This window comes from Larkinella humicola (assembly GCF_008727875.1).
Classification (GTDB): domain Bacteria; phylum Bacteroidota; class Bacteroidia; order Cytophagales; family Spirosomataceae; genus Larkinella; species Larkinella humicola.
This window is the reverse complement of sequence record NZ_VTWS01000001.1, coordinates 845,840-860,418: the sequence shown is the minus strand read 5'-3', so window position 1 is coordinate 860,418 and position 14,579 is coordinate 845,840. Positions and strand designations below refer to the sequence as shown.

15 protein-coding genes are annotated in these 14,579 nt (G+C 49.6%); 10 read left to right on the top strand and 5 right to left on the bottom strand.

What is annotated here, in order from left to right; genetic code table 11:
* The first annotated feature begins 80 nt into the window (after positions 1 to 80).
* Positions 81 to 542: an Lrp/AsnC family transcriptional regulator gene (locus tag F0P93_RS03645; protein WP_114409623.1), complete on the top strand. Its 462-nt coding sequence runs from the start codon at positions 81 to 83 to the stop codon at positions 540 to 542.
* Here the strand turns inward: F0P93_RS03645 and F0P93_RS03640 are convergent, their stop codons facing one another.
* The 3 genes from F0P93_RS03640 to F0P93_RS03630 form a co-directional block, all read right to left on the bottom strand.
* Positions 543 to 1,664 (bottom strand): NAD(P)/FAD-dependent oxidoreductase, encoded by a 1,122-nt coding sequence (locus F0P93_RS03640; protein ID WP_150874976.1) that lies wholly within the window; start codon positions 1,662 to 1,664, stop codon positions 543 to 545.
* A gap of 217 nt (positions 1,665 to 1,881) precedes the next feature.
* The gene (locus F0P93_RS03635) at positions 1,882 to 2,418 is read right to left on the bottom strand and encodes a ferritin (RefSeq protein WP_150874975.1); all 537 of its coding nucleotides are present in this window, start codon (positions 2,416 to 2,418) and stop codon (positions 1,882 to 1,884) included.
* Between the two features lie 194 nt (positions 2,419 to 2,612).
* Positions 2,613 to 2,966, bottom strand: coding sequence for a hypothetical protein (locus tag F0P93_RS03630; RefSeq protein WP_150874974.1), 354 nt, complete (start codon positions 2,964 to 2,966; stop codon positions 2,613 to 2,615).
* A 184-nt stretch (positions 2,967 to 3,150) separates the two neighbouring features.
* On the opposite strand from F0P93_RS03630, the gene F0P93_RS03625 reads away from it, so the two are divergent.
* From F0P93_RS03625 to lepB, 6 genes are all read left to right on the top strand, one after another.
* Positions 3,151 to 4,173 (top strand): SPASM domain-containing protein, encoded by a 1,023-nt coding sequence (locus F0P93_RS03625; protein WP_138994166.1) that lies wholly within the window; start codon positions 3,151 to 3,153, stop codon positions 4,171 to 4,173.
* A 191-nt stretch (positions 4,174 to 4,364) separates the two neighbouring features.
* Positions 4,365 to 5,153 (top strand): ParA family protein, encoded by a 789-nt coding sequence (locus tag F0P93_RS03620; RefSeq protein WP_114409618.1) that lies wholly within the window; start codon positions 4,365 to 4,367, stop codon positions 5,151 to 5,153.
* Positions 5,154 to 5,176: 23 nt separating this feature from the next.
* Positions 5,177 to 6,094 (top strand): ParB/RepB/Spo0J family partition protein, encoded by a 918-nt coding sequence (locus F0P93_RS03615; protein ID WP_138994165.1) that lies wholly within the window; start codon positions 5,177 to 5,179, stop codon positions 6,092 to 6,094.
* Positions 6,095 to 6,210: 116 nt separating this feature from the next.
* On the top strand, positions 6,211 to 6,858 hold the full coding sequence (locus tag F0P93_RS03610) for a DUF5683 domain-containing protein (RefSeq protein ID WP_150874973.1): 648 nt from the start codon (positions 6,211 to 6,213) through the stop codon (positions 6,856 to 6,858).
* A gap of 19 nt (positions 6,859 to 6,877) precedes the next feature.
* On the top strand, positions 6,878 to 7,606 hold the full coding sequence (dapB, locus tag F0P93_RS03605) for a 4-hydroxy-tetrahydrodipicolinate reductase (RefSeq protein WP_150874972.1): 729 nt from the start codon (positions 6,878 to 6,880) through the stop codon (positions 7,604 to 7,606).
* Positions 7,607 to 7,718: 112 nt separating this feature from the next.
* The gene (gene lepB, locus F0P93_RS03600) at positions 7,719 to 8,855 is read left to right on the top strand and encodes a signal peptidase I (protein ID WP_150874971.1); all 1,137 of its coding nucleotides are present in this window, start codon (positions 7,719 to 7,721) and stop codon (positions 8,853 to 8,855) included.
* Between the two features lie 130 nt (positions 8,856 to 8,985).
* Here the strand turns inward: lepB and ung are convergent, their stop codons facing one another.
* Positions 8,986 to 9,651 carry a uracil-DNA glycosylase gene (gene ung / locus F0P93_RS03595; protein WP_150874970.1) on the bottom strand — a complete coding sequence of 222 codons (666 nt, stop codon included), beginning with the start codon at positions 9,649 to 9,651 and terminating at the stop codon, positions 8,986 to 8,988.
* A 180-nt stretch (positions 9,652 to 9,831) separates the two neighbouring features.
* On the opposite strand from ung, the gene apaG reads away from it, so the two are divergent.
* The 3 genes from apaG to F0P93_RS03580 are packed head-to-tail and all read left to right on the top strand — an operon-like array spanning position 9,832 to position 12,418.
* Positions 9,832 to 10,218, top strand: a complete 387-nt coding sequence (gene apaG, locus F0P93_RS03590) for a Co2+/Mg2+ efflux facilitator ApaG/CorD (RefSeq protein ID WP_114409612.1) — start codon at positions 9,832 to 9,834, stop codon at positions 10,216 to 10,218.
* Positions 10,219 to 10,252: 34 nt separating this feature from the next.
* The gene (locus tag F0P93_RS03585; RefSeq protein WP_310587979.1) at positions 10,253 to 11,032 is read left to right on the top strand and encodes an O-methyltransferase; all 780 of its coding nucleotides are present in this window, start codon (positions 10,253 to 10,255) and stop codon (positions 11,030 to 11,032) included.
* A gap of 6 nt (positions 11,033 to 11,038) precedes the next feature.
* Positions 11,039 to 12,418, top strand: coding sequence for a monooxygenase (locus F0P93_RS03580; protein WP_150874969.1), 1,380 nt, complete (start codon positions 11,039 to 11,041; stop codon positions 12,416 to 12,418).
* A 143-nt stretch (positions 12,419 to 12,561) separates the two neighbouring features.
* Here F0P93_RS03580 and F0P93_RS03575 read toward each other — a convergent pair whose 3' ends face one another.
* Positions 12,562 to 14,448, bottom strand: coding sequence for a DEAD/DEAH box helicase (locus F0P93_RS03575; protein ID WP_150874968.1), 1,887 nt, complete (start codon positions 14,446 to 14,448; stop codon positions 12,562 to 12,564).
* Positions 14,449 to 14,579: the final 131 nt, after the last annotated feature.

The following is a 14,579-nucleotide window of genomic DNA, read 5'->3' as shown; positions in this document are numbered from 1 at the left end:
ACTGTTTACTTTTCGTAGTATAGAAGGAAATAATTTGGCAACGAGCCTCACGAATGGCTTTGTAAAGAAAAAATTCCGTCATGACGCAGGTAGACAAGATTGACCGGCAGATATTGTCTCTTTTACAGGATAACGCACAGCTCACCATTCAGGAGATCGGCCAGCGGATCAACCTCTCGAAATCGCCCATTCACGAACGCATCAAACGGCTTGAACGTGAAGGGATTATTGAGAAATACGTGACACTTCTGAACAAGAAAAAACTGGGCCATCTGCTGGTGGTTTTCTGCCATGTTACGCTCGACAAGCAAACCCGCGACACCTTCGTGGAGTTTAATCTGGCCATTGCCCAACTCCCGGAAATTATGGAATGCAATCTGGTATCGGGAACGTTTGATTACCTGCTGAAAGTGGTGGTTCACGACATGGAGACCTACAACCGGTTTTACCAGGAAAGGCTTTCGGTAATTCCCGGTATTCTGAACATCAGCAGCTTTTTCGTGATGTCGGAAGTGAAAAATACGACGGTGATTCCGGTGTGACTATTTTTCGACCGCGATAACCTCCCCATGCGTCTGCCGAATCACCCCCCGCAACAACGGTTTGAACGTTCCGAAAACCGAAACCGCTGCTTCCGACAACCACCGATCACCGAAAAGCCGTTGTACGGTTCGGCCTACCCACAGCCGCCGGGCAAACCGGGCCGACCATTCCGATTGATACCGTTGCTCCAGTTCGTTGCGCGAGAACTGCCCGTTTAAATACCTCGATGAGAGTTCACTAACCAGTTTGCCACTGTGTATGGCTAATGCCATGCCGTTGCCGCAGAGGGGCGTAATCAGTCCCGCCGAGTCACCCGCCATGAGAATGTGCTGTTCGACGGCGCGTTTAGGGGCAAACGAGAATTCGTTGATGACTTCCGGCTTTTCGTACAAAAATTCGGCATTTTCATAAATGCGTTTCAAATGGGGATTCTGAAACAAAACAGCCCGTTCCATCGCCGGAATGTTGCCGAAAGGGCGGAGATTCTCGCGCGTCGTCAGGTAGCAAAGGCAAAACTTCCCGTCTTCGATGGCCGACAAACCGCAATACCCGTCCTGGAAATTATGGAGAGCAATGGTGTCGAGTGGAAAGTCGGTCCGGATGTGATATTTCACGCCAAGATACGGCGACGGTTTTTGCATGAACGGCCGCTGCAATTGCCGGTCGATTTTGGATCGTTTGCCATACGCACCAATCACCAATCGGCTGGATAAGACCTGTCCGTCGTTTATGTCAACTGCAAACTGATTGGAAGAAAAGGTGACCTTTTCAACCTGTTTGCCCACTAAAAACCGGATGCCAGCCGATTGGCCCAGCGAAAACAGGGAATGGTCGAGGACGTAGCGACTCACGCCAAAACCGCCCAAATCCAGCGTCGTTTCCAGCAAACGGCCCGAGGGAGAGCTGAACTGGAACCGGTCGATGTGGTTGGCCCCCAAACCCTTCAAATTGACTCCCAGCGATTCGATGTAGGGTCTAACTTCATTGGAGACGTATTCGCCACAAACTTTGTGGAAAGGGTACATTTTTCGCTCGACAATCGCAACCTGAAACCCCGCCCGGGCCAGTTCCAGCCCGCTGACTAATCCGGCCAGCCCTCCTCCGATAATGATGACATCCATGCTTCAGGCCGGTTCGTATGCGATTGGGGGTTGATTGGAAATGGTAAAGATAGTGAATCGAAGTGGCCCAATAAACACAACCAAAATGGGCAATCAAGATAAGTTGCTCATGCTAAATCCCAGTTTATAAAACCGAATAAAAAGAAAACCCGGATGGTTTAAATCCGGGTTTATACAATTCAGTAAGAAGCTATAGGAAGAAAGCAATGAATTCAGTTTATTGTGCTTCAACGTCGCCGTAGGTGATCTTTGGAATGGCTTTGTCGATCATATAACGACCCACGCCTTCTTCACCAATGACATCGAATAGTTCGACTGCCCGACGCGCTACGTATTCTTCTTCGATTTGTTCTTTCACGAACCACTGCATGAATTGATCGGTTGCGAAATCGTTCAACTGGCGGGCCTGACCCACAATGCGGTTGATCGAGTTACTAACCGCAATTTCCTGTTGCAGAGCCAGTTCGAATACATCCCGGAAACCGTCAAATTCCTGCGGAACGTTGGTTACTTCGGGCGAAATGGCGTGACCGCCCATATCAGAAACATAGTTGAAAAGCTTCAGCATATGGTTCCGTTCTTCATTGGATTGCTTATAAAAATAACCGGCGCTAAAGTCAAAACCGTTGCGATCACACCACGCAGCCATCGATAAGTAAATGGCCGAAGAGTGTGCTTCCATTTTTATTTGTTCGTTGAGAATGCGCTCAATTTCTTCTTTCAGCGACGTTCTCATTCTCACTAAATCTTTCATCGTTGTATCAGTTTTTGGTTCTTGACCAGATGGAGGGATTTGCCTTTTCTGTTACAAGAATACTGATTTCAACTGGAAAAAGTTTTGAGTCTGCAAAATTTGGAAACAGTCTAATTGCAGTGATTGAGCGCTTTAAGAAGGTAAGCGCTGTAAAACAGAATGAATGTCCGGCAAAACAATCCGGTGATGGTCGGTTAGTACACGACCGAGCTATAAATTCGTTCGTTCAGGAGGGTGTTGAGGTCGAGGACGAAACGGGTGCCGGCCAGCAGGTCGCGGAGGGCAATGAGGTCACAGAGACTCAGAACAAAAAGATGGCCGGTGCGGGGTGCATCGATGATTTCGACGTCGTAGGCGTCGTCGGTATTGAAGATCATCGTGTGAATATCCACCGAATCAACCCGCTTCTTAAACGTCAAAAAATCGGAAATCCGGAGCGAAACGCGCGCTTCACCGAACTGAATAATGATCCGATTGGTTGTATCGCATTGATAGGTTGCGCCTTTTGAGCTGGCAAACAATTCAGTTAATGGAAGCGTATTCGACACGGATGGTACAAAAGAAATCGGTGAAAAACAGATTACGATGCATTTGACTCCGTAAAAGTACAATTGGATTGCAGATATGTCAAGTTTATTTGAAACAATTCTAAATAAATTTGTTTTCATATTCTATAACGTAGTACCATCGTGGCCAATGGCCTACCTTTGTTCCACATCTTGATGAATCCGCATGAATCGTAATATTTCCGACGGCTTAAATTTTTTCTCGAAAGTAACCCCCAAACGTGCCTGGAACGCGCTGAAAGTATTGTCGAGTTATTACGAATCGAAGTGGACCGGCAAGGCGGTTCACCGGGGTTCGCCGATTGCCATTTCGTTTGAACCCACCACCTCGTGTAACCTCCGCTGCCCCGAGTGTCCGAGCGGTTTGCGGTCGTTTACCCGGCCAACGGGCATGTTACCGGCTGATCTTTTCAAGCAAACCATTGACGAAATTGCCGATACCCTCTTGTATCTGACGTTCTATTTTCAGGGCGAACCGTACCTGCATCCCGATTTCCTGAAACTGGTGGGCTACGCATCCCAGAAAGGAATTTATACCGGAACTTCAACCAATGCGCATTACCTGACGGATGCCAACGCCAAAAAAACCGTCGAATCCGGCCTGGACCGGCTGATTATTTCGATTGACGGTACTACCCAGGAAACGTACCAGCAATACCGGGTGGGCGGGAAGCTGCACAAGGTGATCGAAGGCACGAAGAACATCATCAAGTGGAAGAAAGAACTGAAGTCGAAGACACCCCACGTGATTTTTCAGTTTCTGGTGGTCAAGCCCAATGAACACCAGATTGGGGAAGTGTACCAACTGGCAAAAGAACTGGGGGTGGACGAGGTGGGTCTGAAAACCGCCCAGATTTATGACTTCGAACATGGCTCCGATCTGATGCCGACCATCGATAAGTATTCCCGGTACGAAAAAACGAACGATGGTACCTATGCCATCAAAAACGCGCTGGACGGACATTGCTGGAAAATGTGGCACTCCTGCGTCATTACCTGGGACGGTCTGGTGGTGCCCTGCTGTTTCGACAAAGACGCCCATTACCGGCTGGGTGACCTGAAGGAACAGACGTTTACGCAGTTGTGGAGCAGCGAACCGTACCGGCAATTCCGGCAGACGCTCATCCAGTCGCGCTCCGGCATTGAAATGTGTAAGAATTGCACGGAAGGAACGCAGGTCTGGGCTTGATCACAATTAAATAATACGACCGGAAACCGGAACGGGTAAGGGTCTAGACAGTCAGACGATTAGCGTATGGATTGATCCGGTTTGCCGGCTCGTCATTTTTTCATCCGTGAAACATTTTCAAAAAATCCGTGAAACGTTCCTTGCTTTAGAATAACCATCTATAGATATTTGGGTCTGTAACGAACAAACCCATGGGTAAAGTTATTGCTATTGCCAACCAAAAGGGGGGCGTCGGAAAAACCACCACCACGATCAATCTGGCCGCCAGTCTGGCGGCTCTCGAGTTTCGAACCCTGATTGTCGATGCCGACCCACAGGCCAATTCCACGTCGGGTCTTGGTTATAATCCGAAAGAAATTGAGAACAGCATTTACGAGTGCATGATTGAGGATATTCGCACCCGGGATGCCATCATCCAAACTGATTTTCCGAATCTTGACCTGCTGCCGTCGCACATCGATTTAGTAGGGGCCGAAATTGAGATGATCAATCTCAAAAACCGGGAGGAGAAAATGAAGGAGGCTCTGTATGATGTAAAAGATGAGTATGATTTTGTCATCATCGACTGCTCGCCTTCACTGGGTCTGATTACTATCAACAGCCTGACAGCCGCTGACTCCGTGATTATACCGGTTCAATGCGAATATTTTGCCCTGGAGGGACTCGGTAAATTGCTGAATACCATCAAGATCATTCAATCGCGGCTCAACACGTCGCTGGCCATCGAAGGCATTCTGCTCACCATGTATGATTTGCGGGTTCGCCTGTCCAATCAGGTGGTTGGCGAAGTCACGGCCCACTTCCAGCAAATGGTGTTCAACACCATTATCCCGCGCAACATTCGGCTGAGTGAATCACCCAGCTTCGGATTACCGGTTCTGGCGCAGGATGCCGACAGCAAAGGAGCCATCAGTTATCTGAATCTCGCCCGCGAAATTCTGATTAAAAATGGCCGGTTGCCGCAGGATCAGACCGTATAATATCCAACCCGAATTTAGCAGCCATGGATAATACGAACGCAAAAAGTAATCCGAAGAAAATGATAGGTCTGGGGCGTGGGTTAGGAGCCTTATTGCATGACAGTGACCAGGTAAATCGTCCCAGCAAACCGTCGCCGTATGAGTCGATCTCAACGATGACGGAAATCAGCGTCAACCACGTTGAAACCAATCCCTTTCAGCCCCGAACCCGGTTCGATGAAGAGGCTTTGATGGAGTTGGCGGAGTCGATCCGGGTCCAGGGAATTATCCAACCCATCACGGTTCGTCAACTGGGCCGCGACCAGTATCAGTTGATTGCCGGTGAACGGCGGTTGCAGGCATCCCGCCTGATTGGGCTGACGCACGTGCCAGCCTATGTTCGACAGGCCAACGACCAGCAGATGCTGGAAATGGCACTGATCGAAAACATTCAGCGTGAAAACCTGAATTCGATCGAAATTGCCCTGAGCTACCAACGGCTCATCACGGAATGTAATCTGAAACAGGAAGAACTGGGCGCCCGGGTTGGGAAAAACCGGACGACGGTGAACAACTACATCCGGTTGCTGAAATTACCGCCGGTGATTCAGGCGGCTTTGCGCGACACCAAAATTCAAATGGGACATGCCCGGGCCATTATCAACGTCGATAATCCGGATATCCAGATTAAACTTTTCAACCGGCTGATTGAGGAAGACTGGTCGGTACGCCGGGTGGAGGAGGCCGTACGCGGTCTTTCAACCGCACCTGAAAACGAACCCGAACGCCGGTCGACACCCTACAAGCAGGAGATTCGGGGGTTGCAGTTTAAACTCTCGTCCATGTTCGGAACGAAAGTGTCTATCAAAGCCGATGACAAGCACAAGGGCGAGATCAAAATTCCGTTTACTTCCCAGGACGAAATGAACCGGATTCTGGAAGTGCTGAATTACAAGGCATAAAAAAAGTTAATTTCCTGAAATCCGGTGGCGGGTCGGGTGCGTACTACGTTAGTATACGGACAATCTGCATTGATAACACTTGGAAGATGGAAACAGGAACCCCGGTACGGTTACGAATGAAGTGGAAAAACTACGTTTGGGTGGGTATGCTGATCATGCTGGGTACAGCGGCACGGGGGCAAACGCCGGTTGGTGCGGTTCCCAACGGGCAACCACAGCCGGTTTTGGTCGATTCCGCTCGTACACTGGTCACGGCTGATACGATTTCGCTGACGCCGAAGCAGAACGCGAAGATCCGTAAAATCATACCAAGAACCGCCACCATTCGCTCGGCCATATTGCCGGGGCTCGGCCAGATTCACAACGGCCACTGGTGGAAAGTACCGATCATTTACGCCGGTTTTGGGACCATGCTGTATTTTTCCCAATACTACAGCGATCAATACCGAATGTATCGGGATTACGGCATCAAGGCGAATTATTCCACAGGTCAGGAAACCGAGGTGCCTGGCTACTCACGGAAAATAACCGTGGCCGAACTGGAACGGGCCGCCCGCGCTGTTGCACGGTACCGGGATTATAACTACCTGGGAATCGGGCTGTTGTGGGGTGTGAATGTCATTGAAGCCAATGTGACGGCCCACTTAAAAACGTTCGATATTTCGGAAGACCTGACGATGAAAGTAAAGCCTGGGTTGCTGATGCCCGTTATTGGCATCATGCCGGTTCCGGGAATCCGGGTTGCTTTTCAGTTTAAAAATTGAAGCCAGAACGATTAGCTGAATGAAGATTTTATTACTCGGATACGGCAAAATGGGTAAAACCATCGAGCAGATTGCGCTGAACCGGGGGCACGAAATTGCGGGTCGGATTGATGTGAATAACCGCTCTGATCTGGATGCTTTAGGGAAGGACGACGTCGACGTTGCCATTGAATTCAGTTCGCCGGAAGCCGCGCTGGATAACGTGCGGGATTGTTTGAAACGCGGTTGGCCGGTGGTTTGCGGCACAACCGGCTGGTTGGAACACCGGACGGAAATTGAAGAATTATGCCGACAGCAACACGGGGCGTTTTTTTACGCATCGAACTACAGCATTGGCGTTAACCTGTTTTTCCGGCTCAACAAAATGCTGGCCCGGTTTATGAAGGGCTATCCGTCATACCACGTTTCGATGACCGAAGTGCATCATACCGAGAAAAAGGATGCCCCGAGCGGAACGGCCATCACGCTGGCAGAAGGCATCATTGAACAGATCCCGACCAAAAAACGTTGGATCAATGATGCTGACAGTCAACAGGATGCGGTAGTCATTGAATCCCTTCGGGAAGGCACGGTTCCGGGAACCCACGTAGTCCGGTATGACTCGGAGGTCGATACCATCGAGATCAAACACGTCGCCTACAGCCGCCAGGGCTTTGCCCTCGGCGCCCTCACCGCCGGGGAATGGCTGGTGGGGAAAGAAGGCGTTTTTGGAATGGAAGATCTGTTGGGAGAAACGGTTAGTATATAAAGTAAGTAATATCGAACATCGAATACTGAATAGCGAATAACGAAATAGTCGGACTCAAGTCGGTTCATTATTCAACATTCGGTATTTATTATTCATTATTTTTTACAAAAGCATGTCTGTCGTTAAAAACCAGGAAACCGCCACCCGGCGCACTGTCAAGAACAAATCGCCGTTCCGTGAGTGGATTGATTCCATTGTCTTTGCGGTGGTTGCAGCTACGCTGATTCGCTGGCTGTTTATGGAAGCGTTTACGATTCCGACGCCTTCGATGGAAAAGAGCTTGCTGGTCGGTGATTTTCTGTTTGTCAGTAAATTGCATTACGGAACCCGGACGCCCAAAACGCCCTTGCAGGTGCCGCTGACGCACCAGAAAATCTGGGGGACCGAAATACCGTCGTACCTCGACTGGATTCAATTGCCCCAATACCGTCTGCCTGGCTTCTCGTCCGTCAAGCAAGGCGACGTCGTGGTGTTTAACTACCCGCCCGAAGACTATCCGACCGATCTCAAAACCAACTACATCAAACGCTGCATCGGCGTTGCGGGCGATGTGCTGGAAGTGCGCGACCGCAAGGTTTTCGTCAATGGCCAGGCATTTCCCGATCCGGTGAAATCCGAAACCGAGTATTTTCTGAAGACAAACTCGGTGATCAGCGCCAAAGTGTTCAAGCGGTATGACATTACGGATTTTGAGCAAAGTACGGAAACGTTTAATGATACGATTGCCGCGAACGATGCCTCCGGCTACCGGATTCACACCACGCCAGAAACCGCTGCTCTGTTGAAGCAACAGGATTTTGTTCAGGGCATCGAAGCCCTGAGTTCGCCGAAAGGGTCGGCCAATCCTTTCCAGCCGGTGTATCCGCAGTCGTCCCTGTTTCCCTGGAATGTCGATAATTACGGTCCGATTACGATCCCGAAAGAAGGCGCGACGATCCAACTGGACGAAAAAAACATTGCCTTGTACGGCCCGGTGATTCAAAAATACGAGGGCAACGAGAAGGTTGAGTTAGCCGAAAATTCCATAAAAATTGATGGGAAAGCCATCACGTCATACACGTTCAAGCAGGATTACTACTTTATGATGGGCGATAACCGCCACAACTCCGCCGACTCGCGGTATTGGGGCTTTGTGCCGGCCGATCACATTGTGGGTAAAGCGGTTTTCATCTGGATGTCGATCGACCCCAATCCGGAAAGCGTTTTGAATAAAATCCGCTGGAACCGCCTGTTCCGAATTATTGACTAACTAAAGCGGTACCAAGGAATAATAAATGTAAAATGATGAATGTTAAATGTAAAAGTGCTGGATTGGAAACTACTTTTACATTTAACATTCATCATTTTACATTTAGTATTCCTTCAACTTAAACAGTCGATTACCACTCAATTTCCTCGATTCCTTTGCTTTTTAAGTAGTCATTCGCCTGGCTAAAATGCCGGGTACCAAACCAGCCGCCATAATTGGCTGCCATCGGCGAAGGATGTTTGGCTTTCAGAACCAGGTGTTTGTTGGCGTCGATAATGGCCCCTTTCTTCTGGGCATAGGCACCCCAAAGCATAAAAACCAGGTTTTCTTTTTCGTCGGAAAGGTGCTGAATGGCGGCATCGGTAAACGTTTCCCAGCCTTTGTTCTGATGAGAACCGGCCTGATTGGCCCGCACCGTCAGGGTAGCGTTGAGCAGCAAAACGCCCTGAACCGCCCAACGTTCCAGATTGCCGGATTTCGGAATCTCCGTACCCAGATCGTCTTTGATTTCTTTAAAAATATTGACCAGAGAGGGTGGTTTGGTGATGCCGTCGTTGACCGAAAACGACAACCCGTTAGCCTGTCCTTCGCCGTGATAGGGGTCCTGCCCTAAAATAACGACCTTGGTCTGATCGAACGGACATTTATCAAAAGCATTGAAAATCAGTTTGCCCGGCGGATAGCAACGGTGAGTCGTGTATTCCAGGCGGACGAATTCGGCCAACTGAGGGAAATACGGTTTTTCAAATTCAGCTTGCAGCCGCTGCTGCCAGGAGGGTTCAATGACAACCTTCATATAAATGGTGTTTGAGATTCGGGTCAATTCGATCCGGTTAAAGATGGATACGCTCGAAACGTTTTTTTTCGTTAGGCTGACAAAAGTAGGCGAAACCGAAAATAATCGATGCGGTAATTGGAATTATAAACTCTTAAATTTAATTTTCGTTTTAAGGGTATTTACCAACACGTAACTAAAATGATATCGGCAGTTACCGACGGCGTCAAGGTCAGTGTGATGACCGAATACCAACCGGAATATTCCAGTCCGTCACAGGCGCATTATGTCTTTACGTACCGAATTACCATCGAAAACGAAGGTCCATCGACCGTGCAATTATTGCGACGTCACTGGATTATTTACGACGCCCACGGCATGGCGCGGGAGGTAGAAGGCGAGGGCGTGGTTGGCCAGCAGCCCATTCTGGAGCCGGGCGAGACGCACGAGTATGTATCGGGTTGCAATCTGCGGTCGAGTCTTGGCAAAATGGGAGGAACCTATCTGATGGAACGGATTATTGACGGAAAGCAGTTTCGGGTCAATATTCCCGAGTTTACGATGGTGGTTCCGTATCGGTTGAATTAATTATCGTCTGTTTTTAAATCCGTGGTAGCGGTTTTTGTTCTTGATTCGTGCTTATCTGAAGTTTCTCCTGAAGGCCGGCGATGCCCATTCCCTGCATTCGCCGTTTGTATTTGATCTATATTCCAGTCTTATTCGTCGCGACAACCCTGATGAGCCGCAATTTGCACCCATCCGGGCGTTGCAACAGCAGTTGTTGAAGGATACCGCTAAAATTCAGATCACGGATTTTGGGGCGGGTTCCCGCATCAATGCGTCGCGCGAACGGGCCATTCGGGACATTGCTAAAAATTCGCAGAAACCGGCGCGTTTCGGGCGACTCATGTACCGGCTGATTCAACGGTTCCATTCGCAGACAATTGTCGATCTGGGTACCTCACTCGGCATCACAACGCTGTATGAGGCTGTGGCCGCTCCCGGGGCGCAAATCCTGACGTTCGAAGGGTGTCCGCAAACCGCTGCCGTGGCGCGACGCAACTTTCAGCAATTAAACCAGCCGACTATCGAAATCATAACCGGTAACATTGACACGACCTTGCCGGAACGATTGAAGACGGTTTCTACCATCGACTTCGCCTTTTTCGACGCCAACCACCGGTTTGAACCGACCGTTCGGTATTTTGAAACCTGTCTTGCGAAAGCACATAACGATTCCTGTTTTATTTTTGACGATATTCACTGGTCGGAAGAAATGGAACAGGCCTGGGAGACGATTAAGGCGCATCCGTCAGTGACCATTTCCATCGATCTTTTTTACGTCGGGTTGGTCTTTTTCCGAAGCCAGCAGCCCAAACAGGATTTTGTTCTGAAGTTTTAACTCTGTATGCAACACCGTTTCCATCCCTTCAAACTGAGTTTGCTCGGCGCAGTTGGCCTCAGTCTGCTGATTGCTTCCTGCGAAAAATCCGGTGACAATCCTGCTGACGATCCGGCACCGGTGGTGACGAGTTTTGACCAACTGCAACGGCGGATTCTGACGCCTACCTGTGCGGTTTCCGGCTGTCATTCCTCAGAAACCGACCCGACATTTGCGCAGCATAAACTGGTGCTGGCGGCCAGCGTAGCCTACAAAAATCTGGTTGGCGTCGCGTCGACCAATGCAACGGCCAAAGCCAACGGATTACTGCGCGTAAAACCGTTCGCTGCCCTGGAGAGTCTGCTCTACCATAAAATCAATGCGGCTGCAAGTCACCACAGCGGGGCCAATTACGGAAATCCGATGCCGCTAGGCAAGGAATTGCTGACGGTGGGGCAGATCGAGTTTGTGCGTCGCTGGATCGAGGCCGGGGCACCCCGGGAAGGAAGCGTCGTCGATTCCACTTTGCTGGATGACAAGACGCCCAGTACGCCGGTTACGGAAAGTTTCGATGGCTTGAAGGTGCCTGCGGCCACGGAGGGATTTCAGCTCAAACTGGATCCGTTTACCATCATACCGAATTTTGAGCGGGAGTTGTTTATCCGGAAGTCAATTGGCAATACCCAGGATGTGTATGTTAACCGATTTGAGGTGAAGATGCGGAACAACAGCCACCACTTTGTGATGTATAATTTCCGGAATAACCAGAATCTTCCGGTCCTGAACCAGATTCGGGATCTTCGAAATCCGGATAATTCATACAATCTCCTGACGGCACTCTCGATGCAAAACCATGTCTATTTTATCGGTATTCAGGCACCGTATATCGACTACGCTTTTCCGGAAGGGACGGCTTTGTTAATACCGGCCAATACGACGATGGATTTTAATTCGCATTACGTCAATAAATCCACTGCTACCATCACCGGCGAGGTATTTGTGAACCTATACACAACCGATAAAGCCAAGGTGAAAAATGTGGTGAAGACGATGGATTTCACCAATAATGATTTGTCCATTCCGGCGAATAAACGCGTTACACTTTCCAAAACCTTTTTGATGACCAAACCAGTCAAAGTGCTGGTTTTGACTTCACACACGCACAAACTGGCGGAAAAATTTGTGATTAAGATCAAGGGAGGAGCGCGGGATGGCGAAGTAATTTATACGTCCACAAACTGGGAACACCCAGAAATTAAAACCTTTACGACTCCCATTTTATTGGCCAAGGGAGAAGGGCTTGTTTCTGAAATTACCTACAATAATACCACGGCGAAGGACGTCAGCTTCGGGCTGACGAGCGAAGATGAAATGGGGATTATTTTCGGGTATTATCTGGAAGATTAGTTTAGTTGAGAATAAAGAGGGAAGAATAGAGAAGAAAGATTACTACTCTTCATATTTTTTCTCTATTCTACCTTCTTTTCTCGACCACAAAAAAAGCCGCTCTGAATCCAGAGCGGCTTTTTTTGTGGTCTTAATCAGACAGTTTAGCGTGCGACTTCAATCTGAACGCGTTTGCCTTTGATCGTATTTCCTTCCATAACATCCACCACCCGATTGGCAACATCGCGGGGAACGTCAACGTAGGTATGTTTGTCGAAAATGTCGATGTGACCAATGCTGCTGCCTGGAATGTTGGCTTCGCCGGCAATGGCACCAACGATGTCGCCCGGACGGATGAAATCGCGACGACCAACGCTGACAAACAGCCGGGTCATGTTCGCTTCCTGCTCGCGGGGAGCGCGGTTATCATCGCGCTCGAATTTGCGGCCTTCTTCACGAGCACCAAAACGGGGGGTACGTTCCCGGTCACCGAAACGGCTTTCACCGCGGGTGCCGCGTTCACTGAACCGGCTGGGTCCTTCGCTGCGGCCACCACGATCACCAAAACGTGAACCGCTTTCTCCGCGACTCCGATCACCGAAGCGTCCGGTGCTTTCGCCCCGGCCACCGCGATCACCAAAGCGTGATCCGCCTTCTTTCCGTTCCCGACGGTCATCGTCATGGCCCAGATTCTGGTCTGAAAATTCATTTTTCTCGATCCCCATTCCACGTTTCACCAGGGCCGAAACGATTTGTTCGGTGGTAAAACCAGAGTGGTGCAGGGCCGTCAGCAGATCATCATACAGATTCAGATCGGTGCTGGTTTCGATGCTTTGTTTTACCTGTTCGATAAAACGGGCCTTGCGCAGTCCAACAATGTCTTCAAAGGACGGAATAACCCCTTTTTCGATCCGAACTTTGGTATAGTTCTGGATTTCGCGCAGCCGGTATTTTTCGTCTTTCCCCACCAGTGAGAAGGCTTTACCCGACTTTCCGGCACGGCCGGTCCGGCCAATCCGGTGTACGTAATATTCTTCGTCGAGGGGAATGTCGTAGTTAATAACGGCGTCCACGTTGTCAACGTCGATACCACGGGCGGCTACGTCGGTGGCGACCAGAATGTTGGTAACACCCGACCGGAATTTCGACATCACGTTGTTCCGTTGCGCCTGACGCAGATCGCCGTGCAAGCCTTCAGCCTGATAACCGCGAACTTGCAGGTCTTCAACGATTTCGTCGACGCGTTTCTTCTGGTTACAGAAAACCAGCAGCAGGTTCAGGTTGTGCATGTCGATCAGACGGCACATTACTTCTACTTTGGCTTTTGGTTTCACTTCGAAGAAAACCTGCTCGATGTTCTGAGCGGTCAGTTCGTTCCGAACCACTTTCACCAGAACGGGATCTTTCTGGAAACGTTGGGTGATCGTCATGATCGGTTTCGACATCGTGGCCGAGAACAAAATCGTCTGACGTTCTTCCGGCATGTCTTCCAGAATGCTTTCGATGTCGTCACGGAAACCCATATCGAGCATTTCGTCCGCTTCATCCAGAATCATCATCCGGACGTTGTCCAGTTTCAGTGTCCGGCGCTCCATGTGATCCATGACGCGACCCGGCGTACCGATTACGATATGAACACCGGTTTTCAGCGACTTGATCTGGCGATCGATCGAATCACCACCGTAGATGGCTTCGATGCGGATTCCTCTTTTAAATTTCGATAATTTCCGGATCTCTTCCGAGACCTGGACAGCCAGTTCGCGGGTTGGACACAGAATCAGCACCTGTGGATGGCGTTCGGCCACATCAATCATGTTGATGGCTGGAATACCAAAGGCTGCGGTTTTTCCAGTTCCCGTCTGGGCCTGACCAATTACGTCGCGACCGGCCAGAATGGGAGGGATGGCTTCGGCCTGAATGGGAGAGGGGTGTACGAATCCCATTTCAGTAACCGCTTGTAAAATTTCATCTGAAAGGTTCAGATCGGCGAATGTCCGCTGTGGAATTCCCGGCGTAACAATAATTTCCTGTTCAATGATTTCAGGAGTCATAACTTGTAAGAGTTTTAAAAAATGAAACTAATACAAGCGTTTATCGGCAGAAGTGCTCGTGCTGCACGGCCATGCAGATCCGATTGCGAAAAATCGGCGTACGATACGTGAAAATTTGAGATACAAACGTG

What these genes read in the sequence shown, in the direction of transcription:
- F0P93_RS03640 (WP_150874976.1), bottom strand. Translation starts at nt 1,664, where the DNA reads ATGGATGTCATCATTATCGGAGGAGGGCTGGCCGGATTAGTCAGCGGG.
- dapB (WP_150874972.1), top strand. Translation starts at nt 6,878, where the DNA reads ATGAAGATTTTATTACTCGGATACGGCAAAATGGGTAAAACCATCGAG.
- F0P93_RS03625 (WP_138994166.1), top strand. Translation starts at nt 3,151, where the DNA reads ATGAATCGTAATATTTCCGACGGCTTAAATTTTTTCTCGAAAGTAACC.
- lepB (WP_150874971.1), top strand. Translation starts at nt 7,719, where the DNA reads ATGTCTGTCGTTAAAAACCAGGAAACCGCCACCCGGCGCACTGTCAAG.
- F0P93_RS03635 (WP_150874975.1), bottom strand. Translation starts at nt 2,418, where the DNA reads ATGAAAGATTTAGTGAGAATGAGAACGTCGCTGAAAGAAGAAATTGAG.
- F0P93_RS03645 (WP_114409623.1), top strand. Translation starts at nt 81, where the DNA reads ATGACGCAGGTAGACAAGATTGACCGGCAGATATTGTCTCTTTTACAG.
- ung (WP_150874970.1), bottom strand. Translation starts at nt 9,651, where the DNA reads ATGAAGGTTGTCATTGAACCCTCCTGGCAGCAGCGGCTGCAAGCTGAA.
- F0P93_RS03580 (WP_150874969.1), top strand. Translation starts at nt 11,039, where the DNA reads ATGCAACACCGTTTCCATCCCTTCAAACTGAGTTTGCTCGGCGCAGTT.
- F0P93_RS03620 (WP_114409618.1), top strand. Translation starts at nt 4,365, where the DNA reads ATGGGTAAAGTTATTGCTATTGCCAACCAAAAGGGGGGCGTCGGAAAA.
- F0P93_RS03615 (WP_138994165.1), top strand. Translation starts at nt 5,177, where the DNA reads ATGGATAATACGAACGCAAAAAGTAATCCGAAGAAAATGATAGGTCTG.
- F0P93_RS03610 (WP_150874973.1), top strand. Translation starts at nt 6,211, where the DNA reads ATGAAGTGGAAAAACTACGTTTGGGTGGGTATGCTGATCATGCTGGGT.
- apaG (WP_114409612.1), top strand. Translation starts at nt 9,832, where the DNA reads ATGATATCGGCAGTTACCGACGGCGTCAAGGTCAGTGTGATGACCGAA.
- F0P93_RS03575 (WP_150874968.1), bottom strand. Translation starts at nt 14,448, where the DNA reads ATGACTCCTGAAATCATTGAACAGGAAATTATTGTTACGCCGGGAATT.